Consider the following 26,696-nt stretch of genomic DNA (forward strand, 5'->3'; position numbering starts at 1 on the left):
CCACGGTGACCATGCGCGGTCAGTGGCCCGCATTCGCCACTTCGGGGCGCGCCGCATCCCGGACGGCGGGTCGGCTACCCGAGTTGTGCGCGGTACGGAACGATGGACGGCGGAGCGGAGTCGAAAGAGTGACTCTTGTGGGAGGGCAGGGGAGAAGATGTCAGCGGTCCCCATGAGGACGCCGTGTGAGTGAGGATCGCGCGGGTGTCCTGGTGTGGCTGCGGCGGTGCGGGAGTGAAGCGATGATGACACGGGTGGGTCGTGGGATGCGGGCGGCGGCCGTTGCGGCGGTCTTCGGACTGGCCGTGACGGCGTGCGAGTCCCCGGTGCCGGGATCGCCCACCGCGGGCGAGGACCAGTTCGAGTACGCGGCCCAGCAGGCGTTCGACCAGGCCGTGTCGGCGTTGGCCAGCCGCCCGGTGATGCGCTACACCAGCACCGTCGCGGGTGCGACCGACGAGAAGATCAGCATTGCGGTCACCAAGTCGGGCTCGGTCTACGGCACGTCGAACGTGGACGGTCGCAAGATGACGCTCGCGGTTCTCGGCGGAAAGCTGTACGTGCGCACCGACAAGAAGGCGTGGGGTCAGCTGGGGGCCAAGCCGAGCGAGGCGAAGGAGTTCGCCAACCGTTTCGTGGTGACCGACCCCGAGGACGTCGGCTTCGACCCCGGGACGTTGCTGACTCCGCAGAAGGTGGCCGATCGCCTCAAGGACGAGGCGACCACCGAGCCGGGCGAGGAACGGGCACCGTCCCCGCCGTCCTCGACGGAGCCGCAGCTCAGCCGCGGCAAGGTGGAGCGGCTCAAGCTCGACGACGGGACCGAGGTGTATCGGGTGCCGGTCGGCGACTACACCGCGGACGTGACGGTCAGCAAGCCGCACACGCTGGTGAGCACGAACGTTCCGCTCGGCCAGACGGGCAGCGACCCGCTGGTCCCGTCCGGTGCCCGCACGTCGTTCGACGATGTCGGCGAGAACCAGCTGCGCACGCTGTTCAAGTCGCTGTCGAACGCGGTGAAGGGCTTGCGCAACGCGGGCGTGCTGGTTCCGAACTTCCAGCTGCGTCAGGGTTCGGGCAAGCTCGACTGCGCGGTGGGTGGCAAGTGCACCGCGAAGGTGAAGGTCTCCAACTCCTACCCGAGTGGCGCCGAGTTGCCGGTGACCCAGTTCGACGTGAAGCTGAACGTCACGATGGTGGCCACGGGCCTGGGTACCAAGCGGTGCAGTGACAGCGCCGGGATGCGGCCGAATTCCAGCATCTCGATGTCGTGCAGTGCGAACTTCAACCTGGCGCCGAGCTACACGCCACGCTCGTACCCGGTGCGGGCCACGTGGGCGATCAGCGCGACGGCCAAGTACAAGCCGCAGGTGGCGAAGCTGCGCGCGGCCGTCGACCGGGAGCTGGACGACCTGCTCGACGAAATCTGAGTCTCCGGTTCACCGACCCCACCGCGCCTCCGCACGGCCACATGTGTCAACTGAGGTTGACATCGTCGTTGAGTCAACGTAAGTTGACACCATGACGGAAGCAACGGACTTGGCGACGGCCGCAGGCAGCGAGGACCCGCGCGTGGGACTGCGTGCCGTGGCCGCGTTGCGCAAGCTGCTGGAGCGCCTGGAGGCGGTCCAGGTGCGCAACGCCAGGGTGCAGGGCTGGTCCTGGCAGGAGATCGCGGACGAGCTCGGCGTGACCAGGCAAGCGGTGCACAAGAAGCACGGGAGACGGTGATGTTCGAAAGATTCACCAAGGCCGCGCGCGGGATCGTCGACGAGGCGGTCCGACAGGCGGAGCAGGCCGCAGATGTCGAGGTTCGGCCTGCGCACATGCTGGCGGCGATCGTGGCGATGCCCGAGTCCAGAGCCGCGACGATGCTGCACGCCCACGGCCTGACCGTGCAGGAGGTGGCTGCCGCAATCGCCGAGGCCGAGCGCCGGGGTGGCTTGTCCGACGAAGAGGTCGAGTTGCTGAACGGCATGGGCATCGATGTGGCCCAGGTCGTGGACCGCGTCGAGAGCGTGCACGGTGCGGGCGCGCTGCAGAAGCGGTGGGGGAGACCGAAGAGCCCGCGTTTCTCCCAGGCGGCGAAGGCGGTGCTGCATCGCTCGTTGCGGGAAGCGATCGATCTCCGCAACAACTACATCGGAACCGAGCACCTGCTGCTCGCTCTGGCGGCCGAACCGGGTCTGGCCCGGGAGATCCTGTTCGAGCACGGCGTGACGTATCAGGTGCTGCGCGCCGCGAACGCGCGGGCGAGCTAGCTGGGGTCGGCCCGGTGGGCGCCGCACCGGGCCGGAGCATCCTCAGCAGCAGTCGCAGTCGCAGCAGTCGTCGCCGCCGCGGTAGTTCCACGCGATCATCGTCGTCTCACCCCCTCTCAGAAGGGTTCTGTGCCGGGACACCATGTGCCGGGACTGATGTCCGGGCAGCGGCCCTGGGGCAGCTCCTGCACCATGCCTGCCAGCGTTTCCCGCAGCGCACCGAGACGTGCCAACTCGGCGTCGAGTTCAGCGATCCGGCGGTGCAGCAACGTCTCCGCCGGTTCACAAGGGCAGACGCCGGTGTCGCGCACGGCCAGCAGGTCGGCGATCTCCCGCAGCCGCAAGCCGAGCCGCCGGCAGCCTTGGATGAAGCGCACGCGCTCAGCGGTCGACGGCGGATACATCCGATACCCGGCCGACGTGCGCGGGGGTGGTGCCAGGAGTCCGACGCGTTCGTAGTAGCGGATGGTGTCCGGCCGGACACCGGTCGCCCGAGCCAGATCGGTGACCCGCAAGCCCGTTGTGGTGCCTGTGCTCATGTCCGCGACGGTAGACCTTGGAGCCGACTCCAAGGTCAAGCCGGAACGTCAGCTGCGGGAAACCAGCGGCTCCAGCTTCTCGGCCAGGCGCGGCTCGAGCGTCTCCACGTACGTTCGCGTCAAGTGCGTGCCCTGCCGGTACACCAGCACGTCGCCGATCACCGGAGGGCAGCTCGAGCCGGGGCAGATGTAGTCGTTCATGTCGACGATGTGCACGCCACGCAGGCCGCGCGCCGCGGCGGTCTGCGCCGGCTGCCCGCTGCCTTGCTCGCCGACGGACCGCGGGAAGACGCACGGCGTCACGTCGTCCCGGTTGGCGTCGACGCACTCGTAGACCGGCTGCACGCTCTCCGGCGGCTTCGGATTGTCCCGCAAAACCCCGATCTTGCTGCCGGCGTCCACCAGCCGCGACCACCGCTCCCGCAGCGCGGAGGCCATCTGCTCCTGGGTGGCCTCCGAGTCAGGATCGGTCGGATCGGTCAGCGCCGTCGACCGGAACTGCGAGGTCAGCACCAGATCCGGCGGATCACGCAGCAACTCGGCCTCGACGTTGCGTCCCCACTGCGTGCAGCTGGTGTACGGCTTGCCGTGCAGGGCGATCGTGGCGGGGGTGAACGGGCAGGACGACTTGGTGAACGTCCGTACGCGCCAGCCGCGTTGTTCGCCGATGGTGTCCAGAGCGGAGATCCACTGCAACGCCTTCGAGTCGCCGACCAGCACGATGTCGACCTTGCCGTGCGGGTCGCCGTACTCGCAGGAGACCGGCTCGGCGGACGTCTGGTCGACCTGGCAGCCGCGTGCGTAGGCGTCGGGGACGTCGTCGACGGCCTCGAGCGGGTCCGGATTCGCACCGTCGGCGACGGTGTCGATACGGAAGTTGTCGACCGAGCGGATGGCTGCCGCACCGAGCGGGTTCGCCACCGGTTCGTCGGTGGCCAGGGCGGTCGCACCGATCAGCCCGAACCCGCATGCCAACCCGATCGCGGACAACAGCGCGCCGAGGCGCAGGGCGAGCCAGGGGCGGGCGGAGAACGTCGGGTTGAATCGCACCGGGTTCTCCACCAGCCGCAGCGTGGCCCAGGCGGGCAGCACGCTCAGCAGCGCCACCGCCAACCCCTCCAGCTGGGTCAGGCCGTCGAAAGCCACCGTGGCGATGACGATGAGCGGCCAGTGCCACAAGTACAGCGAGTAGGACAGGCCGCCGATCCACGTCCAGGTGGGCCTGCCCAGCAGCGCGATCGGCCCGCGCGGCCCGGCGGCGGGTCCGGCTGCGATGACCGCCGCGGTGCCCAGGGTCGGCAGCAGCGCGTGATATCCGGGCCACGGCGTGTCGGCGTTCAGCACAACAGCGGATGCGACGATCGCAGCCAGTCCGGCCCAGCCCAGCACGAGCGCCACGGGGTGCGGCAGCTTCGCCAACCGTGCCGCGCCCAACGCGACGGCGGCGCCGATCGACAGCTCCCACATGCGCGTGGTGGTGACGAAGAAGGCCTGCTGCGGTGCGGCCACGGTGTAGTAAACCGACCACGCCAGCGAGGGCACCGCGACGACGGCGAGCCCGGCGCACAGCGTGCGGCGCAGCCCGCTGCCCAGCTTGCGGGCGACGAGCATGGCCAGGATGAACAGCACCGGCCAGACGAAGTAGAACTGCTCCTCGACGGCCAGCGACCAGAAGTGCTGCACCGGCGACACACCGGCGTCCTCGGCGAGGTAGTCGACCTCGTTGGCGGCGAGCCGCCAGTTCACGAAGTACAGAGCGGCGGCCGCGATGTCGCCGCCGAAGCCGGTCCACTGCGTGCGGGGGACGACCAGGAACACCAGCAGCGCGGTGACCGCGAGAACGAGCGCGGCCGCCGGCAGCAGACGCTTGGCGCGGCGGGCGTAGAAGCCGGCGAGCGAGATGCGGCCGGTGCGTTCCGCTTCCTTGACCAACAGACCGGTGATCAAGAAGCCGGAGATGACGAAGAAGACGTCGACGCCGACGAAGCCGCCGGGCACGAAGGTCAACCCCGCGTGGTAGAGCAGAACCAACCCGACGGCGACCGCCCGCAAGCCCTCGACGTCGGGGCGGAATCCTCGTACCGCGCGCGTGCCCTTGGTGGGGGTTGCAGGGCCACGCCCGGTGGTGACCTGGGCGGATTGGGCGACCACAACTCTCCTTCTGCTGCGTGGCGGCACGGCGACGTCCGCTGCGAGGCACTGATCCCACGGTAGCGCCGCGGGGCACGTCTTCGATGCTCAGGGGTACCCGCTGAAGGCGGCGGCGAGGCCTGGCGACGGCCGGTGGTCAGCGGTATTCGGCGCGATAGGACCCCGGTGAACGACCGGTCCAGCGTTTGAACGCGCGGTGGAACGCACTGGAGTCGGCGTAGCCCAGCCGCGCGGCGATGTCCTCCACCGTGTCGTTGGTGCTGGTCAAGGCGTCGATGGCGATGTCACGACGGACGTCGTCGCGGTGCTGCCGGAACGACGTGCCTTCCTCCGCCAATCGCCTGCGCAGCGTCTGCGGGCTGATGGACAGCCGGCCGGCGACGGCCTCGACGGAGGGCAGATCGGACGGCGGCGAGTTGGCCAGGATCCGGCGCACCGACTCGCCGGCCGACGTCGTGTAGTCCGGTGGCGAGGCGAGATCGGCCGGCGCGTGCCGCAAGAACTCGGTCAGCCCCCGACCGTCCCGGATCACCGGCATGTCCAGGTACTTGCGGTCGAACGTCGCGGCGGTGACCGTGCTGCCGAACTCCGAGCGGCAGCCGAACGCCAGGTCGTACTCGACGGCATGCGGCGGCCGCGGATACCGGAACTCCATGCGATGCAGCGGAATGCGCTGCCCGATCAGCCAGCTGGAGAACCCGTGCCAGATGATCATGATGCCTTCGCACATGAAGTGGTCCGGGTCGCGCACGCCGCGGATGTCCAGCTCCACTTGCGCTTCGCTGCCCGCGTAGCGGATGCGGAAACGAGGCGTGCCGGGGAACAGCTCGTAGAACTTCGTGGCGCGGAGCAGCGCCGAGCGCAGATCCTTCGAGTGCACCGCGGCGTGGCACATCATCGCGAACGTGCCGCGCTTGCTCGGGTACGGACCGAGGCCCATGAACTCGTCGTCCAGTGCCGCGATGAGCACGCGCACCAGCCGCGCGGCCTGCTCACCGGTCACCCGAGCGCGCGAATCGTCCAGCAGCGCCGGGGCGATTCCCGCGGCGTGCAGCAAAGGGCCCAGGTCGAGCCCGGCACGTCGCGCACCCGCGAGAGCCCCCCGGATGTGGTGGATGGATATCGTGCGCGCGTGCATGTCAGGGATGAACGGTACTCATCGCCGTTCGGTGAGCGATTTGGACACCAATACCGAGCAGTAGCGTCGTGGTCGCGCGCGTGCGGGTTCGGTGAGAGTTGAGATCATGCGGATAACCCAGGGGAGCAGGGCTGCCCGGATGATCGGCGTCGGGGCCTACGTTCCCGAAGGCGTGGTGGACAACGACGAGCTCGCGGCGCGCTTCGGCAAGCCCGCCGAGTGGTTCGAGTCCAGGACGGGGATGTCCACGCGGGCGCGGGCCGGTGCGATGACGCTGACCGAGATGGCGGTGCGCGCCGGAGCGGCCGCCCTGACCGACGCCAAGGTCGAGCCGGAGCAGATCGACCTGGTGATCACCGCGACGTGCAGCGCGGACGCCCCGATCCCCGCGGTGGCGTTCGAGGTCATCCGTGATCTGGAGATCAAGTCGGCGGCGGCGTTCGACCTGAACACCGCGTGCTCCGGGTTCTGCTACTCGCTGACCGTCGCCAACGACCTCATCCGGGCGGGTACGGCACACACGGTGCTGGTCACCGCGGCCGAGCAGATGACGGCCATCACCGATCCGACCGACTTGGGGACCTCGGTGGTCTTCGGTGACGGCGCGGGCGCGGCGGTCGTGACCGGTTCGAACGAGCCCGGCATCGGCCCGGTGGTGTGGGGCAGCGACGCGTCCGGTGCCGATCTGATCGTGCAGGATCCGAGCGATCGCTTCCTGCGGATGCAGGGCCAGAAGGTGTTCCGCTGGGCCACCACGGAGATCCACCCGGTGGCGTTGAGCGCGTGCCAGCAGGCCGGGGTGGACCCGAGCGAGCTGGCCGCGGTGGTGCCGCATCAGGCGAACCTGCGCATCGTCGACGCGCTGGCGAACAAGATCGGCGCGACGAATGCCGTCGTGGCCAGGGACGGAGCCGAGACCGGCAACACCTCGGCGGCCTCGATTCCGCTGGCGTTGCGGCGGTTGATGGATTCGGGTCAGGTGAGCACCGGCGACCTGGCGTTGCTGGTGGGTTTCGGTGCCGGCTTGTCGTACGCCGCGCAGGTGATCCGGGTTCCTTGACCCGAGCGGGCCGCGAGCGCGCATGAGCAGCCCGGCTGTGTGATCGTCGCACCCGGTCCGGTTCGCCATAAAGGCTGCGAGGTCCGGGCGCGGGACCACGGGCCGGGCCCGCGCGATCCGGCAAGGTTTTGGCTCGGCGAGCCGACCCCGCCGGGCGCCCGTGAGATCCTGACCGGTTTTCTTCTCGCCGCAAGTCGGGCATTCTTGACACGTCCGGCGGAAGGAGGCGGCGATGTCGGCACTACCTGCGATGTCGGCTGCCGCGGTGCAGCCCACGTCGGCTGACGCCGTGTCCGTGCGGTATGCCCGCGAGCAGTACGCGATCGGCTATCTCCAGGGCAGGCAAGAGGCCACCTGCGACCCCGACGCGGCGGAATTCGCCCGCTTCTACAGCGCACGATGCGACCGGGCAGGCAGGCTCGTGGACGTGGCCGAGGCGTACCGCCAGTGGCGTGCTCAGGCGGAGGCTGCCCAGCTGGAGCTATTCACCGAGTAGCGGCTTGAGCAAGTCACCGCGCTCGGCCACGCGCTCGAGCACCTCGTCGCTGGTGAACTGCAACTGATGCGCCTTCGTGCAGCCCTCGACCTCGTCCCACGTCACCGGTGTGGACACGGTCGGCTCGCTGCGGGCCCGCAACGAGTACGGCGCCACGGTCGTCTTGGCCGCGTTGTTCTGGCTCCAGTCGATGAACACCTTGCCCTTGCGCAGGCTCTTGGTCATCTTCGCGGTGATCAGATCAGGATGCTGGGCCGCCAGTTCCTCGGCGACATCCTTCGCCAGGGCGCTGGCCTCGGCCGAACTGTGACCGCTGATGGCGGCCAGCAGTTGCATACCCTTGTTGCCCGACGTCTTCGCCAGTGGTTCGAGCCCACGATCGCGCAGTACCGGGCGGAGCAACTCGGCGACCCGGCAGCACTCCACGATCGTGGCCGGTGGCCCGGGGTCCAGGTCGAACACCAGCAGGTCGGGGTCCGGGGTCTCGTCGACCGCGCGGCCGTCGCCGGGCAGCCGCCATTGCGGAGTGTGGATCTCCAGGTTCGCCAGGTTCGCCGCCCAGATCAGCGTCGGCAGATCGTCCGCGACGACGTATTCCACTTGCTCACGATCCTTGGTGGACCCGGGCGCCGGGACCCGCGCCGTCCGCACCCATGTCGGCGTGCCCTGCGGGACGTTCTTCTGGTAGAAGAACTCGCCGTCCACGCCGTCCGGATAGCGCTTGAGCGTCAGCGGACGGTCGGCGATGTGCGGCAGCAGCACCGGTGCGATCTTCAGGTAGTACTCGATGACCTGCGCCTTGGTGAAGCCATGTTCCGGGTAGAGCACCTTGCTCAGGTTCGACACCACGAGCCGGCGGTCGCCCACCCGCACGCGGACCTTCTCCTCATTCGGCACGGCGCACCTGCTTCGGGTCGATGTCCGGCCGCAATCCGCGGTAGGTGGTGTGCCGCAGCCGGTCGTCCGCGGTCCACGAGCCGTAGACGACCTCGGCGACCAGCTCCGGGCGGACCCAGCGCGCGTCCCGCAGGTGTTCCCGTGGCACCGCGTTGGTGAACGGGTTCGTCTTCGTGGCCAGCGGCTCCAGTCGTGCGTACAGGTCGGCGAGCGTCTTCTCGTCGAACCCGGTGCCGACCCGCCCTGCGTACGCCAGGCCGTCGTCGGTCTGCACGCCCACCAGCAACGATCCGATGCGGCCGGACCGGTTGCCCTGGCCGGGACGCCACCCGCCGATCACGACCTCCTGGTGCTTGGCGTGCTTGATCTTGCGCCAGTCGGGGGAGCGGACGCCCGGCAGATAGCGGGAGGACAACCGCTTGGCCACGATGCCTTCCAACCCCTGCTCCAGCGATGCGGACAACACCGCCTGCCCGCCGGCGTCGGTGAACGTCGGCGGCGTCAACCAGGACGGCCCGGCGAGCTCGAGCCCGCCGAGGATCTCGCGGCGCTCGGCGAACGGCAGGTCGACCAGCGAACGGCCGTCCAGGAACAGCACGTCGAAGATCAAGTAGGTGGCCGGGTAGGCCTGCATCAGCCGGGATGCCTCGCCGGGGGAGGAGTTCATCCGATGCTGCAGCGCGCCGAAGTCGGGGCGGCCGGAGACGAACACGACCACCTCGCCGTCGAGCACAGCCGTTCCGGGCAGCGCGCGTCCCAAGGGCGCCAGCTCCGGGTAGGTGGCGGTGATGTCGCGTCCGGTGCGGGACTGCAGTTTGGCGCGCACGCCGTCGACGAACGCCAGCACGCGCTGACCGTCCCACTTCATCTCGTAGGCCCAGCCGTCGTCGTCGGCCGGCATCCCGCTACCGCCCGTCAGCATCGGAAGCAACGAGGTCGGCAGCGGTTCCCGTTCGCGATGGATCATCCACGTGTCGCCGTCGGTCCGGAACAGCGCCCAGCCACCGCGCAGCTTGCGGCCGTGCAGCCGGAACTTCACGTCCTTGTCGGACCACTTCACGCACTCGTAGCGGCCCTTGTCGTGGATCCACATCCGACCACCGCCGTACTCACCGGCCGGGATCTCGCCCTCGAACTCGGCGTAGGCCAGCGGGTGGTCCTCGGTGTGCACCGCGAGGTGGTTGACGGCCGGGTCGAGCGGGAGCCCTTTCGGAATGGCCCACGACACCAGGACGCCGTCGCGCTCCAACCGCAGGTCGAAGTGCTTGCGGCGGGCGTGATGCTCCTGCACGACGAAGATCCCGCCTGCCTCGTCGCCGGCTGAGCCGGCCGGCTCGTCGTCGGACGGCCACGGCTCCGGGGTACGGTCCCGATGCCGTTTGCGGCGGTACTCGTGCAGGCTCACAGCGTCCAAACTAGTGAACCGGCCGCCCGCAGCGCAGCACTCCGGCGCCCGTGTTCGCGCCTCGATCCCCGCTGTGCGCTGCAGTAACGTCGTGCCTAGGTGGTTCACCTGGCGTACGGTGATCACCAGCGACTCCGGCTGGAGGTGGGCGCGGTGCGCGCGATGTGGAAGGGCAGCATCAGCTTCGGTCTGGTCACGATTCCGATCAAGCTCTATGCCGCGACCGAGACCAAGAACGTGTCGTTCCGGCAGGTGCACGCCGCCGACGGTGGCCGGATTCAGTACAAGCGGGTCTGCACGATCTGCGGCGAGGAAGTGCCGTACTCGGACATCGCCAAGGGTTACGAGTTGTCCAACGGCGACATGGTGGTGCTGGACAACGACGACCTCGCAGGTCTGCCGCTCGCCTCGACCAGCGGCATCGACGTTCTGGAGTTCGTCCCGCTGGAGTCGGTCGACCCGATGTACTACGACCGCGGCTACTACCTCGAGCCGGACAAGGGAGCCGCCAAGCCGTACGTGTTGCTGCGCGACGCGTTGCACAAGTCCGGGCGGGTGGCGATCGTGAAGGTCGCGCTGCGCCAGCGCGAGACACTGGCGCTGCTGCGGGTGTGGTCCGACGTGCTGGTGTTGCAGACGATGCTGTGGCCGGACGAGGTACGCGCGGCCGACTTCGACTTCCTGCACGAGGACTTGCCGGAGGTGCGGCAGGAGGAGATGTCGATGGCCGGGATGCTCATCGACTCGCTGTCCGAAGAGGTCTTCGAGCCGGACAAGTTCCACGACGACTACCGCGAAGCCGTGCTGGAGCTGGTCGACGCCAAGGCGGAGGGGCAGACGATCACCCAGCCCGCGAAGGAGACCACCGGCGAGGTGGTCGACCTGATGGCTGCGCTGCAAGCCAGTGTGGAAGGCGCCAAGAAAGGTTCCGCCGGGACCAAGCCCTCGTCGTCCGACGACGAGAAGCCGGCGAAGGCGGGCAAGCGTGGCGGCGCGAAGAAGAAGGAATCGGCCTGACGAGCCCGTTCAGGCGGCGATCAGCTGCTCGGCTTCGGCGCAGTCGCAGCCGCCGATGATCGACCGGCAGTCGATGCGCAACTCGTGCCGGGCGCTGTCGGTGTCGGCGCAGTCCGGCAGGGTGCAGTCCGCGGGGCCGGTGGCGTGCACGACCAGCGTCCCGTGGCAGTGATCAACCCCTGCCGAACAGTCGGTACACAGCGTGCTCATGAATCCTGGGTACCACCGATGCGGCGGCGAGTGTGGGACGGTCGCAGGCGTGTCGGCCCTTCAGGGCAGCGGCGCCGACCAGATGAGCCGGGTACCGCCGTCGGCCGGGGAGTGCACGTGCAGCGTGCCCTGCATGGCGCGGGCGCGTTCCTCCAGGTTGTGCAGCCCGGAGCGGGCGACCTTGTCCGGGATGCCTTGGCCGTCGTCGGTGACGTCGATGGTGAGGTCGTCGCCGACGGAGATCGTGACAACCACGCTGCTGGCTTTGGCATGCCGCACGACATTGCTCACCGCTTCCCGCAGCACGGCCTCGGCGTGCTCGGCCAGATCCGGACTGACCACCGACAGCGGCCCGGACATCCGGACCGTGGCGCGCAGGTCGCTGTGATCGGTCAGCTCGCTGACGGTGTCGGTCAACGTGTCACGAAGCTGCTTGCCCTCGCCGCCTTCGTGCAGGTCGAAGATCGTGCTGCGGATGTCCCGCACGACGTCGTGCAGGTCCTCCACCGCGTTGCCGATGCGTTCGGCCAGCGCGGGATCCTTGGTGCGCTGCAGCGAACCGTTCAGCGACAGGCCGACCGCGAACAGCCGCTGGATGACGTGATCGTGCAGATCGCGCGCGATCCGGTCCCGGTCGGCGAGAATCTCCAGTTCCCGTGCGCGGCGTTGCGCCGAGGCCAGCTCGAGTGCGATGGCCGCCTGGTCGGCGAACGTGACGATCAACGGCAGCTGATCGTCCTCGAACGGCGTGGCGGTCGCCGCGCGGAGGGCGATGAGCACACCGGTGACCTTGTCGCCCGTACGGAGAGGAATAGCGAGAGTGGGGCCGAACTCGGCGGCGATCTCGGGGGTGAGAGCGAACGCGAGCCGGTCGGCGCGCAGGGGCGTGCGCTCCCGGTACGCCTGGCCGGATGTCGAGGCGTCGACCGGGACATGCTGCCCGACGATGACATCGGACAATCGGCCGGAGGCCACGCGGATGACCAGCTCGGTGACCTCTTGCGACGGCGTGGCAGGCGGCTTGGGGACCGCGAGCGCGGTCGTTGTCGCTCCGGTGAGTTCCAGTGCGCTGTCGGCGATGAGCCGCAGCACGTCGACCGGATCGGCACCGGAGAGCAGTTCTGTCGTGATGCGCCCGGTCGCCTCCAGCCACATCTGCTGGGTCAGCGCCGTCTCGTACAGCCGCGAGTTCTCCACCGCGATCGCGGCGGCCGCTGCCAACGCCTGCAGCACCAGTTCGTCGTCGACGGTGAAGAACGCGCCGTGTGCCTTCTCGGTGAGGTAGAGGTTGCCGAACACCTCGCCGCGAATGCGGATCGGCACGCCGAGGAACGTCCGCATCGGCGGGTGGTTCTCCGGGAAGCCTGCGGAGTCGGGATGGTGGGTCAGATCGTCCAACCGCAACGCTTCGTGCTGCCGGGACACCGTGCCGAGCAGCCCCTTGCCTTCCGGCAGGTGACCGATGAGCCGCCGGGTCTCCTCGTCCATTCCTTCGTTGATGAACGCGGTCAGTTTTCCGTCCGGGCCCCGGATGCCCAGCGCCCCGTAGCGGGCGTCGACCAGATTGATGGCCGCGCGCACGATCCTGCGCAGCGTTGCGTCGAGCTCCAGTCCGGAGTTGATCGCCAGCATGGCCTCGGTCAATGCGTCCAGCTGGTCGCGCGTGTCGGAGATTTGATCGATCCGACGTTGCACCCCGGCAAGCAATTCGCGCAGGCGCGGCTCAGTCAGTGGGCTCCGTGACGGCGCCCCTTCCTCACTCGCCCCACCGGTCACCCCAACGATGCTGGCATTGGTCACCGTGCGTTGCAACGATTTGCGGCTGTGTGGGCGATTTGGGTGCTTCTCGGGCAGGTCGGACGGGTCACCCCGAGGTGCTCGCTCCCGAGAACCCGTGCTGCCGCCACGCTTCGTACACGGCCACGGACGCGGCGTTGGCGAGGTTGAGCGAGCGGGATCCGGGCACCATCGGGATCCGGACCCGGGCGGTGACGCGCGGGTGCTGAAGCACGTCGGGCGGCAGACCGACGGACTCGGGGCCGAACATCAGGACATCACCGGGCTGATACGCGACCGAGGTGTACGCCACGTCGGCATCGGTGGTGAAGGCATAGACCGCGGCGTCGCCGCAGGCATCGAAGGCGGCATCGAGCGTGGGATGGACGTGGGTGGATGTGAGATCGCCGTAGTCCAGCCCGGCACGTCGTACCGGCTTGATGTCCAGTGAGAAGCCGAGCGGCTCCACCAGGTGCAGCTCGCAGCCGGTGTTGGCCGCGAGCCGGATGACGTTGCCGGTGTTCGGTGGGATCTCCGGGCGGTAGAACAGGATGCGAAACATGCCGTTCACCGTCGTGATCCTGCCAGGTTGGTGCTGCTCACCACTCGCTGAGCCCGACCCGTCGGTAACTCGATAGCCTCTGGCTGAACAGCAGCGCAGACGAAGCGGCGGAGGAGAGCACACGTGGCACGTTCGGTACTTGTCACCGGGGGAAACCGGGGGATCGGCCTGGCCATCGCCCGCAGTCTGGCCGAGGCGGGCCACCGGGTCGCGGTGACGCACCGGGGATCGGGCGCCCCGGAGGGGTTGTTCGGTGTGCAGGCCGACGTCACCGACAGCGAACAGATCGATGCCGCGTTCAAACAGGTGGAGGAGCACCAGGGGCCGGTCGAGGTGTTGGTGTCCAACGCCGGGATCACCGACGACACCCTGCTGATGCGGATGTCCGAGGAACAGTTCACCCGGGTCGTCGACGCGAACCTGACCGGGGCGTACCGGGTGGCCAAGCGGGCCAGCCGGGGGATGCTGCGCGCCAAGTGGGGCCGGTTCATCTTCATCTCCTCGGTGATCGGGCTCTCCGGCGGCGCGGGCCAGGTCAACTACGCGGCCAGCAAGGCGGGCCTGGTGGGTATCGCGCGGTCGCTGGCGCGTGAGCTCGGTTCGCGCAACATCACCGCCAACGTCGTGGCGCCGGGGTTCGTCAAGACGGACATGACGGATGCGCTGACCGACGAGCAGAAGGCCGCCGCGTTGGCGCAGATCCCCGCGGGCCGGTACGCCGAGCCCGCGGAGGTCGCCGCCGCGGTCGCCTTCCTGGCGTCGGACGAGGCGGGCTACATCAACGGTGCCGTGCTGCCGGTCGACGGTGGCCTCGGCATGGGTCACTAAGCGGCTGAGAACGGAGCGACATGTCAGGACTTCTCGACGGCAAGCGGTTGCTGATCACCGGCGTGATCACCGACGCGTCCATCGCGTTTCACGCCGCGAAAGTGGCGCAGGAGCAGGGCGCGCAGGTGGTGCTCACCGGCTTCGGGCGCCTGCGCCTGGTGGAGCGGATCGCGCAGCGGTTGCCGGAACCGGCTCCGGTGATCGAACTGGACGTCACCAACGACGAGCACCTGAACTCGCTGGCCGAGCGCGTGAGCGAACACGTCGACGGCCTGGACGGGCTGTTGCACTCGATCGGCTACGCCAACCCGGAGACCTGCCTCGGCGCGCCGTTTCTGGACGCACCGTGGGAGGACGTCGGCCCCGCGCTGCAGATCTCCGCGTACTCCTACGCCTCGCTGGTCAAGGCGGTCGCGCCGCTGCTGGCCCCAGGGGCTTCGGTACTCGGCATGGACTTCGACGCACGTGTGGCGTGGCCCGCTTACAACTGGATGGGCGTGGCCAAGGCGGCGCTGGAGTCGGTGAACCGGTACCTGGCTCGCGAACTGGGACCGCGCGGGGTGCGGGCGAACCTGATCGCGGCCGGACCGGTGAAGACCATGGCGGCCAAGTCCATCCCGGGCTTCGGTGAGCTGGAGTCCGGCTGGGGCGAGCGGGCGCCGCTCGGCTGGGACAGCACCGACCCGACGCCGGTGGCCAAGACGATCGTGGCGCTGCTGTCCGACTGGCTGCCGGCGACCACCGGCTCGATGATCATGGTCGACGGCGGGGTGCACGCGCTCGGGCAGTGACGTGGGCCCGTGGCCCCTCGCGGCGTCCTTGGCGGGCCGGCCATCGCGCCGGGCGCCGGCGCCGCCCTGCCCATCGGACGTGCGTCACGTCCAGGTCGGACACCGGCAGGAGCGAAACTCCCGTCGAGTAACGTCGGCACCATGAAGTTCGACGCGTTGCTCTGGCTGTCCTTCGGTGGCCCCGAGGGCCCCGACGACGTGATGCCCTTCCTGGAGAACGTGACCAGGGGCCGCGGCGTTCCGCGGGAGCGATTGCTCGAGGTCGCCGAGCACTACCACCATTTCGGCGGGGTGTCGCCGATCAACGAGCTGAACCGCGCGGCGATCGCCGACGTCGAGGCGGAGCTGGCCAAGCAGGGCGTCGAACTGCCGATCTATTTCGGCAACCGGAACTGGAAGCCGTACGCCGAGGACGCCGTGGCCGGGATGAAGCGGGACGGTGTGCAGCGAGCTCTGGTCTTCGCGACCAGCGCCTACGGCGGCTACTCCTCGTGCCGTCAGTACGACGAGGACATCGTGCGCGCTCGTGCGGCGGTCGGAGACGGCGCGCCCGAGCTGGTGAAGCTGCGCCACTTCTACGACCACCCACGGTTCATCGAGCTGTTCGCGGAGTCGACGCGCAACGCGCTGGCGACGCTGGAAGGTGACGCCAGGTTGGTCTTCGTCGCGCACTCGATCCCGACCGCGGCGGACCGCGCCGCCGGTCCGCCGGAGCTGGGCGGACACTTGTACTCCCGGCAGATCGCCGATGCCGCGGCCAAGGTCGCCGAGGCGGTGGGCGTGGCCGAGTTCGACGTGGTCTGGCAGTCGCGGTCCGGCCCGCCGTCGGTGCCGTGGCTGGAGCCGGACATCGTCGACCACATCGAGGCGCTGCACGCCGCCGGGGTGCGCGCCGTGGCGGTGTGCCCGGTCGGCTTCGTCTCGGATCACCTCGAGGTGATCTGGGACCTGGACAACGAAGCGGCCGACCGCGCCAAGGAGCTCGGCATGGGCTTCGCCAGGGCCGCCACGCCGGGCCAGGACCCGCGGTTCGCCGAGCTGGTGGTGGATCTGATCCGTGAGCACCTGGACGACGCGGAGTCCGCTCGTGGTTTGGGATGCACCGTGAATGGCGAGCTGTGCGCTGTCGGGTGCTGCGCTCCTGCTCGCCGCCCTCGCGATTAGCGGCTCAGCGCCCTCGCCTGCGCCCTCACGACCAGCGGCTCAGCGTCGGTTCGCCTGCGCCCTCACGACCAGCGGCTCAGCGTCGGTTCGGCTGCTCGGAGAGGATCCGGGCAGCCTCCGCGACGGCGGCCGTCCGCGCCGTGCGGACGGCCGCGGCCGGACCGCGTAGCGCAGCCGCTCGGTGAGCAGCCGCGCTCGCCGACAACGCACCGCCCGGGTCGTCCGCGTTCGCCAGGGACAGGATCGCCGCTACCTCGTCCGCGCGCTGCAGCACGCGCAGACTCCGTCCCGGCATGCCGTCGGGCCAGTTCAGGGGCGGCCGAGCGCGTAGATGTGCCCGCAACGCGTCGTCCGCGTCCGGGCGTTCGTTGGCGACCTGCAGCTCGGCAAGTGCAGCGGCACTGTCGCGAACAGCGGTGGTCAACTCCTCCTCCGCCTGCGCGAGACCGACGTGCTCGATGACCGGTGACGACACCAGGTGGTGCACATGCCACCGCAACAAACCGTCCACGTCCCTCGGCGTCAGCCCGATGCCTGCGTCGGGCAACACGACGGCTTCGCCCGCCTGCAATGCGGCTTTGGTGAACGGCCCGCCCGCGTCGAGCCCGCGCGGATCCCCGGGTGCCGGCAGAACGAGCGCCATCGGGCTCGACAGCCGGCGCAGGACAGGCAGCAGATCGGTGAACGGCACCGGACAGTTCGCGGCCAGCTCGGTGAGCTCGGCGGCCCGGGGATCGGCGACCTCGAGTTCATGACGCTCGGCCCAGACCTGCATCGCGTCCAGCACGTCGTCCGCGGCGGCACGACCAGCCAGCCAAGCGGAGGACCACACCACGAGAGTGGCACTAGCTACGCACACGCCTGCCCACGTTACCGATCGAGAGCGGGCCGACGTCAGGGACCGGTCGAGATCCGGCTGCTGTCAGGGATACCGGTCGGGATCTGGTTACCGTCCGGGGTACCGGTCGACGAGGACGGGCAGCGCGGTCGTGGATCGGCGCAGCCGGACCGAACGGATGCGGCGTGTTCGACGTGGCTACTGCACGTCGCCGCCGGGTGGGGCGACGTGCACCGTGCGCTGGCGCTCGACCTCCACCACCCCGGGGACGCGCTGCAACGCGCCGATGACGTTCTCGTCCGCCTTGCCGGTGATGACGGAGATTGCGTCGTGAACCGCGGATACGTCGAGCCCTGCCGCCGTCAGCCTGGCGGCGATGTCACTGATCTCGTCGGGTTCGTCGGTGTCGACCGAAATCAGCACTTCCAGCTGCGCGGCCACCACACCTCCTGACTGTCGGGGTGCGGGGGCGGCGGGAGCCGCGGCGGGCGCTGCTACTCGGGCGCCTGCACCAATCCCGCCCCAACGTCGGTCGAAGGCAATGGTAACCGCATTGCGGACTGGGTCAATCGTGCCCAAAGCGCCCAACCAGTGCTGTTGTACTTCTCCGCGGACAGCGCGGCCACCCCGGAGACGTGCGGCGTCGCCATGCTCGTGCCGCTGATCGTGTTGACGCGTTGCGGCATGGGCCAGCTGGACAGCACGTCGACACCCGGCGCGACGACGTCCACCGCGCCGGTTCGGTCGACCGTGCCGCTGGAGAAGTCGGCGACCGTCAGCTCGGCGTCGATCGCCCCGACCGCCATGATCGACGGGCAGTTGGCCGGATGGCTCACCGGCGCGATCATCCCGTCACCGCGCTTGCTGTCGTTGCCTGCCGCGGCGATGATCAAACAGCCTTTGTCCAGGGCCCGACGCGCGGCACGCTCGAACGTCACCGAGTGCGGTTGCCCCGGCCGGACCGGAGCGCCGAGCGACATCGACACCACCGCACAGCCGTTCTGCAGTGCCCATGCGATGCCCGCCAGGATGCTGCCGTCGGTGCCCGCTCCGCTGTTGTCCAGCACCTTGCCGACGTAGATCTCCGCGCCGGACGCCACGCCGTAGCCAGGCGGCTGGGAAGGCTGCCGCGGCCCGCACGCGGTGCCGACGACGTGCGTGCCGTGTCCGTGCACGTCGGTGATGTCCTCGCCGTCCACGAACGATTTGGTCACGATCGTGCGGTCGGCGAAATCCGGGTGGTCGACGTCGAACCCGGTGTCCAGCACGCCGACCCGAACGCCGGCACCCGTCGCCGTGCTGGTGTCCGCGTGCACCGCACGCAGACCCCACGTGTACGGCTCGTCCAATGCCGGGGTGGTCGGTGGATCAGGAGCGGCGAGCGCGAGCGCATAGACCGTGCGCTCCGGCTCCACGATGGTGATGGGCCCACGCGAGCCGGTGACCCCACTCAAGGCGTCGATCTGGTCGGTCGCCGCGCTCACCACGGCCACGCCGAGGTCCTCCCACAGCACGCCGTCGATGTCGGTGTCGATCTCTTCATGCGTCTGAACAGCGAAATCCCCGCCACGCACGGTCTTGATACCGGCCACCGACGTCATCGTGCGGGCGCCTTCGTCCACCGCGTCGTCGGCGAACAGCACGAGGTAACGCCCAGGTTCGTTCGCCGCCGGTTGCGTTGCCGACCCCATTGCCGTCGTCATCCAGCCACCCCCGTCGTCAGGCTGTCACCGGCAGTGCGCCGTCTGGACCTGGTGCGCCAGGCACCACCCGCCGGCCGTTGTCAGGTCGCGCAGCTTCTCCGTCCGACGGGACCCCTCCCGGTGCCAATTTCACTACAAAGAGTAAGTTTACCTCAGCTCTGAGTAATCATCGGTCACGTCTGAGTCACTCATGGGGCGGTTTACTCTGGGCAGGTGGGACATCGCGAACAGCTGCTCGCCGCTGCTCGGCGCCTGCTCGAGGACAAGGGCTACGCGCACATCACCGCGCGCGACCTGGTGGCCGCCTCGGGCACCAACCTGGCGTCGATCGGCTACCACTTCGGCTCCAAAGCCGGCCTGCTCAACGAGGCGATCGGGGAGATCTACCGAGAATGGGCCGAGCAGTTGACCGAGATCGCGCTCGGCGCCAAGGTGCGCAGCCCGGTCGAGCGCGCGCACGTGACGTGGTCGGCGTTCCTGCAGACGCTGGACGAGAAGCGAGCGCTGCTGGTGTCCTTCCTCGAGGCGTTCGCCCAAACCGAGCGCAATCCCGAGCTGCGCGAGCAGCTGGCCGGCCACTACCGGCGGATCCGCGAGCACGTCGCCCAGCTCGTGGCGAACGAACTCGGTGGCGACGTCTCGCCGGACGACCCGCGCGCAGCGGCGGTGGCCAGCTTCGTGATCGCGGTGTGCGACGGCCTTGCCGTCCAGTGGCTGCTGGACCCCTCTCGCACGCCTGATCCGGACGAGCTCGTGGCGGGGCTGGACATGATCTGGGCCTTCTCGACCGGTCAGGAGGACAACGGCTGATGTGACGCCCGTCACGATTAGTGAGGGTCACAGAACTGACCGTCAGCGACGACGGCGCGCGAGCCTGGCGTGCAGATACGCTCGGAGTCATGCAGACATGGGCTTCGACCGCGGTGCCGCGGATCCCCGGGCAGCCGCGTCCGCTACGGCTCTACGACTCGGCGAGCGGATCGGTGCGTCCGACGGCTCCCGGTCGGGTCGCGCGGATGTACGTCTGCGGCATCACGCCGTACGACGCGACACACCTCGGCCACGCCGCCACGTACTTGGCGTTCGACCTCATCCACCGGCTCTGGCTGGATGCCGGCCACGAGGTGGAGTACGTCCAGAACGTCACCGACGTCGACGACCCACTGCTCGAGCGGGCCGAGCGCGACCAGCAGGACTGGACGGTCCTGGCGATGTGCGAGACCGCGCTGTTCCGCGAGGACATGGAGGCACTGCGCGTTCTTCCGCCGCACCACTACGTCGGTGCGGTCGAGTCCATCCCGTCGATCGCGGAAGCGGTCGAGAAGCTGCTCGCCAGCGGGGCGGCGTACCGCATCGACGATCCGCAGTACCCCGATGTCTACTTCGACCACACCGCCACCGGCCGCTTCGGCTACGAGTCGAACTACGACGAGAAGACCATGCTCACGCTGTCCGCGGAGCGCGGGGGAGACCCGGACCGGCCGGGAAAGCGGCACCCGTTGGACGCGCTGCTGTGGCGGATGGCGCGCGAGGGGGAGCCGTCGTGGCCGTCACCGCTGGGGGAGGGCCGCCCGGGCTGGCACGTCGAGTGCAGCGTCATCGCGCTGGAACGCCTCGGTACCGGGTTCGACGTCCAGGGCGGCGGCTCGGATCTGATCTTCCCGCACCACGAGTACAGCGCCGCGCACGCCGAAGCCTTGTCCGGCGACTATCCGTTCGCCCGGTTCTACGTGCACGCGGGCATGATCGGCTTGGACGGCGAGAAGATGTCCAAGTCCAAGGGCAACCTGGTGTTCGTCTCCAAGCTGCGCGCGCAGGGTGTCGAGCCTGCGGCGCTGCGGCTGGCGCTGTTCGCCGGGCACTACCGCAGTGACCGTTCCTGGACCCAGCAGCTGCTGGAGCAGGCGCAGGCGCGGCTGGCTCGGTGGCGCGAAGCGGTGGCATTGCCTGCTGGGCCGCCCGCAGAGGACACGATTGCCCGGTTGCGTGACCGGCTGACCGACGATCTGGACACCCCGCGGGCGTTGGATGTCATCGACGCGTGGGCGTCGGCGGCTCTGACCCGGTCCGGCACGGACACCGAGGCACCGCGGGCGATCCGGGAAGCGGTCGACGCTCTGCTCGGCGTGGACCTGTAGTTCATCGCCCGACCAGCACGCTGAGCGGCATTGCGTCCGCTATCCGGCGCATGCCCTCCTGGTTCGGGTGGAGCCCGTCGCCGGAGTCGTAGCGCGGATGCAGGCACGTCGGCGCTCCGGGGTCGCGCATGACGGGTTCCAGGTCCACGACGGCGTCGAAAGCCGGCGTTGTGCGGATCCACCGGTTGACGGCCTTCCGGTGCTGTTCGGCGTCCGCCGTCCAGAACTCGCCGCAGCCCCTGGGCAGGATCGTCGCGCCGACCACGGTCAGGCCCGCTTGTCGTGCACGCTGGGCGATGAAACGCAACCCGTCGATGACGTCCGCGGCCGTGGCTTTGGTGGCGAGATCGTTCGTCCCTTCCAGCACGACGAGCGCGCGCACGCCGGACTGGCGGAGGACGTCGCGGGTCAGCCGCGCCATGGCGGGGTCGCCACCTCCCGGCCGGCTCCCGACGGGCGTCACCGCATTCGCCGAGATGCCCGCGTTCAACACGCCCACGTTGTGCTTGGCGAGCCGGCGCGCCAGCACGTCCGGCCATCGTCCGTAGGTGCCCGGGGTCGACGAGGAGCCGTCGGTGATGGAGTCGCCCAGCGTCACGATCGCCCCGCGGGCATGCGGCGCCCACACGTCGACACCAGTCAGGAAGTACGTGGTGTGCACGTGTGCGGTGAACCGCTCGCCACGAATATCTGCCGTGACGTCGCCCGAGCCCGGTGGACTGGCGTAATGCGTGGTGAATGCCAGTGGATGCCTGGTCGCCACACCGTCGACGACGTGGAACGACACCGCGACGTCGGTGCCCGGCCGCGTCGGAAAGCTGACCTCGTCGCTGACGATCTCTCGGCCGGCCGGGACAGTCACCCGCGGTTTCCCGCCGAAGCGCACCTGGTGATCGGTGGCGGGGTCCACCGCGGGCCCCGACACCCGTAGCGCGACCCGCACCTGGGTGAACGTCACGGGATCGGAGCCGTACACGTTCGACAGCCGCGCCCGCAATCGTGGACCGCCGAGGGTCAACCGGGCGACCATCCGGAAGGACTGGTCCCGGACGACACGACGTTCGTCGTGCCGTTCCCTGACCGGCGCCGTCGCCCAGGCGCCGACCCAGTGCCGTTGCTCGGTGGCGCCGAGCGGCGGGGGATCGGTGCGGGCCACGAGGCTCGGTGCCGGGGCGGGCCCGGCCGACGTGGCCAGCAGCGCCACGCTCGCCACGACGGCGAGCAGCCATCCGGCACGAGCCACCGGCTCAGCGGGAGCCAGGGCGCCGCCGGCGCAAGTACCGTTCGATGTCGGCGGCGATCTGCTCCCCGGACGTCTGCGACAGGTCCAGCTCCGCGTCGTCGCGCTCTTCCAGCGTCCGCACGTACTCGATGACTTCCTCGTCGTCCTCGGCGAGCTCGGTCACCGTGCGCTGCCACTCGTCGGCCTGTTCGGGCAGGTCACCGAGCGGGACCTCGCGGTCCAGGATGTCCTCGAGCTTGCGCAGCAGGGCCAACGTGGCCTTCGGCGACGGCGCGTGCGACACGTAGTGCGGCACCGCGGCCCACACCGAGATCGCCGGAATCCCGGCTTGCACGCACGCATCTTGGAACACGCCGGTGATGCCGGTCGGGCCTTCGTACTTGCTGTGCGCGATGCCGAACCGCTCAGCCGCTTCGGCGTCGTAGGCCGTGCCGGTCACCGGGACCGGCCGGGTGTGCGCGGTGTCGGCCAGTAGCGCACCCAGCGTGATGACGGTACTGACGCCGAGCCGGTCGGCGTGCTCGAGCAGCTCGTCGCAATAGGCACGCCAGCGCAAGTTCGGCTCCGGCCCGCACACCAGCACGACGTCGTCCTCGCTGCCCGGTGGACGGCAGATCGACAAGGTGGTGGTCGGCCATTCCACCCGGCGCGTCACCCCGTCCACCATGTGGACCGTCGGCCTGGTGGCCTGGAAGTCGTAGTAGTCGTCCGGGTTGAGTTCCGCCACCTTGGTGGCCTGCCAGCAGCGATGCAGGTGCTCGATACCGGAACTGGCCGCTTCACCAGCGTCGTTCCAGCCCTCGAACGCCGCGATCAGCACCGGGCCGGTCAGGGCCGGTTCGGGGGCGGCTTGCTCGGGTCGTGGATCGGCATCAGTCACTTGACTAGCGTACGACCCCGCCACAACGCGGGAGACCGTACGCTGAGCGTATGTCTTCCTCGTTGCTGGACACGCTCGCTTCTCGCGTCGTCGTCGCCGATGGTGCGATGGGGACTGCGCTGCAGGCACACGACTTGACGCTGGACGACTTCGCCGGCCTGGAAGGCTGCAACGAGATCCTCAACGTCACCCGACCGGATGTCGTGCGCGGCATCCACCGCGGGTACCTCGAGGTCGGCGCCGACGCGGTGGAGACGAACACGTTCGGCGCGAACTACGCGAACTTCGCCGAGTACGACATCACCGACCGGATCTACGAGCTGGCCGAACGCGGAGCGGCGCTGGCCCGTGAGGTCGCCGACGAGTTCAGCACGCCCGACCGGCCCCGGTTCGTGCTCGGTTCGGTCGGGCCGGGCACCAAGTTGCCGACGCTGGGCCATGCCCCGTTCGCCACGCTGCGCGACGCCTATCGCGAGCAGGTGCGCGGCCTGCTCGACGGCGGCGTGGATGCGGTGCTGGTGGAGACGTCGCAGGACATCCTGCAGGCGAAGGCGGCGCTGATCGGTGCGCGGCGTGCGATGAAGGCCGCGGGCCGCACCGTGCCGTTGCTCGCCTCGATCACGGTCGAAACCACCGGCACCATGCTGCTGGGCACCGAGGTCGGCGCCGCGCTGGCCGCGCTCGAGCCGATGGGCATCGACGTCATCGGCCTCAACTGCGCCACCGGGCCCGCGGAGATGAGCGAGCACCTGCGGCAGCTGTCGCAGCAGGCACGCATCCCGTTGTCGGTGATGCCGAACGCGGGATTGCCGGAGCTCGGGCCGGACGGAGCGGTGTATCCGCTGACGCCCGAGGAACTGGCCGAGTCGCTCAGCATGTTCGTCACCGACTACGGGGTGCAACTCATCGGCGGCTGTTGCGGCACCACGACCGAGCACATCCGGCAGCTGGTGGAAGCCGCCAAGAACCTCACCCCCGCACCGCGCAGGCCGCGCCCGGAGCCGGGCCTGTCGTCGCTGTACCAGGCGGTGCCGTTCCACCAGGACGCCAGCGTGTTGATGATCGGCGAGCGGACCAACGCCAACGGCTCGAAAGCGTTCCGGCAGGCGATGCTGGACGGCCGGTTCGGTGACTGTGTGGAGATCGCCCGCGAACAGACCCGCGACGGCGCCCACGTGCTGGACCTGTGCGTGGACTACGTGGGCCGCGACGGCGCGGCGGACATGGCCGAGCTGGCCAAGCGCTTCGCCACCGCGTCCACGCTGCCGATCATGCTCGACTCCACCGAGGTGGACGTGCTGCGGACCGGTCTGGAACACCTGGGCGGCCGGTGCGCGATCAACTCGGTCAACTACGAGGACGGCGACGGGCCGGACTCGCGCTTCGTCAAGGTGATGGACCTGGTCGCCGAGCACGGCGCCGCGGTCGTCGCGTTGACCATCGACGAGGAAGGCCAGGCGCGTACCGCCGAGCACAAGGTCGCGGTGGCCGAACGGCTGATCGCCGACATCACCGGCAAGTGGGGCCTGGCCAAGTCGGACATCATCGTCGACACGTTGACGTTCACCATCGCCACCGGTCAGGAGGAGTCCCGGCGAGACGCGCTGGAGACGATCGAGGCGATCCGGGAACTCAAGCGCAGGCACCCGGACGTGCAGACCACGCTGGGCGTCTCGAACGTCTCGTTCGGATTGAACGCCGCCGCCCGGCAAGTGCTCAATTCGGTGTTCCTGCACGAGTGTGTGCAAGCCGGCCTGGACACCGCGATCGTGCACGCCTCGAAGATCCTGCCGATGAACAAGATCCCGGACGAGCAGCGCGAGGTGGCGCTCGACCTGATCTACGACCGGCGCCGGGACGGCTACGACCCGCTGCAGAAGCTGATGCAGCTGTTCGAGGGCGTCACCGCCGCAGCGGGCAGGGAGTCGCGCGCGGCCGAGCTGGCCAAGCTGCCCCTGTTCGAACGACTGGAGCGACGCATCGTCGACGGCGAGCGCACCGGCCTGGAAGCCGACCTGGACGAAGCACTGCAGGAAAAGCCGGCACTGGACATCATCAACGACACGCTGCTGTCCGGCATGAAGACGGTCGGCGAACTGTTCGGCTCCGGTCAGATGCAGCTGCCGTTCGTGCTGCAGTCCGCCGAGGTGATGAAGGCCGCGGTGGCCCACCTCGAGCCGCACATGGAGAAGTCCGACTCCGGCGGCAAAGGCAAGATCGTGCTCGCCACGGTCAAGGGCGACGTGCACGACATCGGCAAGAATCTGGTCGACATCATCCTGTCCAACAACGGCTACGAGGTCGTCAACCTGGGCATCAAGCAGCCGATCTCGGCGATCCTGGAGGCCGCCGAGCAGACCGGCGCCGACGTCATCGGCATGTCCGGCCTGCTGGTGAAGTCCACCGTGGTGATGAAGGAAAACCTCGAGGAGATGAACTCCCGCGGGGTGCACGCCCGGTGGCCGGTGCTGCTCGGCGGCGCCGCGCTGACCCGCTCCTACGTGGAGAACGATCTGGACGAGCTGTACCTGGGCGAGGTCCGCTACGCGCGGGACGCGTTCGAGGGACTGCGGCTGATGGACGCGATCATGGCGGCCAAGCGGGGGGAGAGCCCGCTGATCGACGAAGCCGAGGAGGCCAAGCGGGCCGAGCGCAAGGCGCGCCGGGAACGGTCGTTGCGGATCGCCGCCAAGCGCAAGGCGGAGGCCGCGCAGCGAGAGGCCGAAGAGCTGCCCGCGCGGTCCGACGTGGCCACGGACGTCCCGCTGCCGACCCCGCCGTTCTGGGGCACCCGCGTGGTCAAGGGCATCCCGCTCAACGACTACGCGTCGATGATCGACGAGCGCGCGACGTTCATGGGCCAGTGGGGCCTGCGCGGCGCGCGAGGTGGCAACGGCCCGACCTACGAGGAGCTGGTGGAGACCGAAGGGCGGCCCCGCCTGCGCTACTGGCTGGACCGCCTCACCGCGGACGGCGTCCTGGCGCACGCGGCCGTCGTCTACGGGTACTTCCCGTGTCTGGCGGAAGGGGACGACGTCGTCGTACTCTCCGAGCCGCGGCAGGACGCCGACGAGCTCCTGCGCTTCACGTTCCCACGGCAGGCGCGGGACCGCAGGCTGTGCCTGGCCGACTTCTACCGGCCGCGCGAGCAAGCCGCACCGGGCGAGGTCGACGTGCTGCCGCTGACGCTGGTCACCATGGGCCAGCCGATCGCCGACTACGCCAACGAGCTGTTCGCGTCCAACGCCTACCGCGACTACCTGGAGGTGCACGGGCTCGGCGTGCAGTTGACCGAGGCGCTGGCCGAGTACTGGCACCGCCGGGTGCGGCAGGAGCTGCGCTTCTCCTCCGGGAAGGTGGTGGCCGACGAGGACCCCGACGACATCGAGGAATTCTTCAAGCTCGGCTACCGCGGCGCCCGGTTCTCCCTCGGCTACGGCGCCTGCCCGAACCTGGAGGACCGGTCGAAGATCGTCCGCCTGCTGGAGCCGGAACGCATCGGCGTCAAGCTGTCCGAGGAGTTCCAGCTGCACCCCGAGCAGTCCACGGACGCGATCGTCTGCCACCACCCGGAGGCGAAGTACTTCAACACGTGAAGC

The 26,696-nt window shown here is 69.3% G+C and carries 25 protein-coding genes; 12 read left to right on the forward strand and 13 right to left on the reverse strand.

The window, feature by feature from the left end; translation table 11 throughout:
- Positions 1-185: 185 nt before the first annotated feature.
- The 3 genes from YWM_RS0102130 (at position 186) to YWM_RS0102140 (ending at position 2,261) form a co-directional block, all read left to right on the forward strand.
- Entirely contained in the window at positions 186-1,430 is a 1,245-nt protein-coding gene (locus YWM_RS0102130; protein ID WP_169720951.1) for a hypothetical protein, read from the forward strand.
- 91 nt (positions 1,431-1,521) lie between these two features.
- Positions 1,522-1,731: a helix-turn-helix domain-containing protein gene (locus tag YWM_RS0102135; RefSeq protein ID WP_028849325.1), complete on the forward strand. Its 210-nt coding sequence runs from the start codon at positions 1,522-1,524 to the stop codon at positions 1,729-1,731.
- Positions 1,731-2,261 (forward strand): Clp protease N-terminal domain-containing protein, encoded by a 531-nt coding sequence (locus tag YWM_RS0102140; protein WP_028849326.1) that lies wholly within the window; start codon positions 1,731-1,733, stop codon positions 2,259-2,261. The genes YWM_RS0102135 and YWM_RS0102140 overlap by 1 nt, the downstream gene beginning before the upstream one ends.
- Positions 2,262-2,377: 116 nt before the next feature.
- On the opposite strand, the gene YWM_RS0102145 is transcribed toward YWM_RS0102140, so the two are convergent.
- The 3 genes from YWM_RS0102145 to YWM_RS0102155 all read right to left on the reverse strand — a co-directional run bounded on the left by YWM_RS0102145 (position 2,378) and on the right by YWM_RS0102155 (position 6,089).
- Positions 2,378-2,800, reverse strand: a complete 423-nt coding sequence (locus tag YWM_RS0102145) for a MerR family transcriptional regulator (RefSeq protein ID WP_028849327.1) — start codon at positions 2,798-2,800, stop codon at positions 2,378-2,380.
- A 48-nt stretch (positions 2,801-2,848) separates the two neighbouring features.
- Positions 2,849-4,951, reverse strand: coding sequence for an acyltransferase family protein (locus tag YWM_RS0102150; protein WP_169720952.1), 2,103 nt, complete (start codon positions 4,949-4,951; stop codon positions 2,849-2,851).
- A gap of 136 nt (positions 4,952-5,087) precedes the next feature.
- A complete protein-coding gene (locus YWM_RS0102155; RefSeq protein ID WP_028849329.1) occupies positions 5,088-6,089 on the reverse strand; it encodes an AraC family transcriptional regulator in 1,002 nt (333 codons plus the stop codon).
- A gap of 106 nt (positions 6,090-6,195) precedes the next feature.
- On the opposite strand from YWM_RS0102155, the gene YWM_RS0102160 reads away from it, so the two are divergent.
- Positions 6,196-7,149, forward strand: a complete 954-nt coding sequence (locus tag YWM_RS0102160; protein ID WP_028849330.1) for a beta-ketoacyl-ACP synthase III — start codon at positions 6,196-6,198, stop codon at positions 7,147-7,149.
- 232 nt (positions 7,150-7,381) lie between these two features.
- Complete coding sequence (locus YWM_RS0102165; RefSeq protein ID WP_156914585.1) at positions 7,382-7,645, forward strand: hypothetical protein; 264 nt, start codon at positions 7,382-7,384, stop codon at positions 7,643-7,645.
- Here YWM_RS0102165 and ligD (YWM_RS0102170) read toward each other — a convergent pair.
- Positions 7,631-8,542 (reverse strand): non-homologous end-joining DNA ligase, encoded by a 912-nt coding sequence (ligD, locus tag YWM_RS0102170; RefSeq protein ID WP_028849332.1) that lies wholly within the window; start codon positions 8,540-8,542, stop codon positions 7,631-7,633. The genes YWM_RS0102165 and ligD (YWM_RS0102170) overlap by 15 nt on opposite strands.
- Positions 8,532-9,947: a non-homologous end-joining DNA ligase gene (gene ligD, locus YWM_RS0102175; protein ID WP_043659100.1), complete on the reverse strand. Its 1,416-nt coding sequence runs from the start codon at positions 9,945-9,947 to the stop codon at positions 8,532-8,534. Before ligD (YWM_RS0102175) ends, ligD (YWM_RS0102170) begins: the two co-directional genes overlap by 11 nt.
- Before the next feature lie 153 nt (positions 9,948-10,100).
- Here ligD (YWM_RS0102175) and ku point away from each other — a divergent pair, with 153 nt between their 5' ends.
- Positions 10,101-10,964, forward strand: a complete 864-nt coding sequence (gene ku / locus YWM_RS0102180; protein WP_028849334.1) for a non-homologous end joining protein Ku — start codon at positions 10,101-10,103, stop codon at positions 10,962-10,964.
- A 9-nt stretch (positions 10,965-10,973) separates the two neighbouring features.
- On the opposite strand, the gene YWM_RS0102185 is transcribed toward ku, so the two are convergent.
- The 3 genes from YWM_RS0102185 to YWM_RS0102195 all read right to left on the reverse strand — a co-directional run bounded on the left by YWM_RS0102185 (position 10,974) and on the right by YWM_RS0102195 (position 13,512).
- On the reverse strand, positions 10,974-11,174 hold the full coding sequence (locus YWM_RS0102185) for a hypothetical protein (protein ID WP_028849335.1): 201 nt from the start codon (positions 11,172-11,174) through the stop codon (positions 10,974-10,976).
- Positions 11,175-11,234: 60 nt separating this feature from the next.
- Complete coding sequence (locus YWM_RS0102190) at positions 11,235-12,869, reverse strand: GAF domain-containing sensor histidine kinase (protein WP_245565883.1); 1,635 nt, start codon at positions 12,867-12,869, stop codon at positions 11,235-11,237.
- A gap of 169 nt (positions 12,870-13,038) precedes the next feature.
- A complete protein-coding gene (locus tag YWM_RS0102195; protein ID WP_028849337.1) occupies positions 13,039-13,512 on the reverse strand; it encodes a tRNA (cytidine(34)-2'-O)-methyltransferase in 474 nt (157 codons plus the stop codon).
- A 123-nt stretch (positions 13,513-13,635) separates the two neighbouring features.
- On the opposite strand from YWM_RS0102195, the gene fabG reads away from it, so the two are divergent.
- The 3 genes from fabG to YWM_RS0102210 all read left to right on the forward strand — a co-directional run bounded on the left by fabG (position 13,636) and on the right by YWM_RS0102210 (position 16,295).
- Positions 13,636-14,340 (forward strand): 3-oxoacyl-ACP reductase FabG, encoded by a 705-nt coding sequence (gene fabG / locus YWM_RS0102200; protein ID WP_028849338.1) that lies wholly within the window; start codon positions 13,636-13,638, stop codon positions 14,338-14,340.
- 20 nt (positions 14,341-14,360) lie between these two features.
- Positions 14,361-15,131, forward strand: a complete 771-nt coding sequence (gene fabI / locus YWM_RS0102205; RefSeq protein WP_028849339.1) for an enoyl-ACP reductase FabI — start codon at positions 14,361-14,363, stop codon at positions 15,129-15,131.
- A 141-nt stretch (positions 15,132-15,272) separates the two neighbouring features.
- Positions 15,273-16,295: a ferrochelatase gene (locus YWM_RS0102210; protein ID WP_028849340.1), complete on the forward strand. Its 1,023-nt coding sequence runs from the start codon at positions 15,273-15,275 to the stop codon at positions 16,293-16,295.
- A gap of 76 nt (positions 16,296-16,371) precedes the next feature.
- On the opposite strand, the gene YWM_RS0102215 is transcribed toward YWM_RS0102210, so the two are convergent.
- The 3 genes from YWM_RS0102215 to YWM_RS0102225 form a co-directional block, all read right to left on the reverse strand.
- A complete protein-coding gene (locus YWM_RS0102215; protein ID WP_028849341.1) occupies positions 16,372-17,154 on the reverse strand; it encodes a hypothetical protein in 783 nt (260 codons plus the stop codon).
- Between the two features lie 177 nt (positions 17,155-17,331).
- Entirely contained in the window at positions 17,332-17,574 is a 243-nt protein-coding gene (locus tag YWM_RS0102220) for a hypothetical protein (protein WP_043659409.1), read from the reverse strand.
- A gap of 53 nt (positions 17,575-17,627) precedes the next feature.
- Entirely contained in the window at positions 17,628-18,836 is a 1,209-nt protein-coding gene (locus YWM_RS0102225) for a S8 family serine peptidase (protein WP_028849343.1), read from the reverse strand.
- Between the two features lie 213 nt (positions 18,837-19,049).
- Between YWM_RS0102225 and YWM_RS0102230 the strand changes: the two genes are divergently transcribed.
- Positions 19,050-19,646 carry a TetR/AcrR family transcriptional regulator gene (locus YWM_RS0102230; protein WP_028849344.1) on the forward strand — a complete coding sequence of 199 codons (597 nt, stop codon included), beginning with the start codon at positions 19,050-19,052 and terminating at the stop codon, positions 19,644-19,646.
- A gap of 89 nt (positions 19,647-19,735) precedes the next feature.
- Positions 19,736-20,974: a cysteine--1-D-myo-inosityl 2-amino-2-deoxy-alpha-D-glucopyranoside ligase gene (mshC, locus tag YWM_RS0102235; protein WP_028849345.1), complete on the forward strand. Its 1,239-nt coding sequence runs from the start codon at positions 19,736-19,738 to the stop codon at positions 20,972-20,974.
- 1 nt (position 20,975) lies between these two features.
- Here mshC and YWM_RS21795 read toward each other — a convergent pair whose 3' ends face one another.
- Together YWM_RS21795 and YWM_RS0102245 are read right to left on the reverse strand one after the other, a co-directional pair.
- A complete protein-coding gene (locus tag YWM_RS21795; RefSeq protein WP_052344458.1) occupies positions 20,976-22,217 on the reverse strand; it encodes a GDSL-type esterase/lipase family protein in 1,242 nt (413 codons plus the stop codon).
- A 4-nt stretch (positions 22,218-22,221) separates the two neighbouring features.
- Complete coding sequence (locus YWM_RS0102245) at positions 22,222-23,097, reverse strand: PAC2 family protein (protein WP_028849346.1); 876 nt, start codon at positions 23,095-23,097, stop codon at positions 22,222-22,224.
- Between the two features lie 50 nt (positions 23,098-23,147).
- Between YWM_RS0102245 and metH the strand changes: the two genes are divergently transcribed.
- Positions 23,148-26,693, forward strand: a complete 3,546-nt coding sequence (gene metH / locus YWM_RS0102250) for a methionine synthase (protein WP_028849347.1) — start codon at positions 23,148-23,150, stop codon at positions 26,691-26,693.
- Positions 26,694-26,696: the final 3 nt, after the last annotated feature.

Origin of the sequence: Thermocrispum municipale DSM 44069 (genome assembly GCF_000427825.1) — a bacterium.
Taxonomy (GTDB): Bacteria; Actinomycetota; Actinomycetes; order Mycobacteriales; family Pseudonocardiaceae; genus Thermocrispum; species Thermocrispum municipale.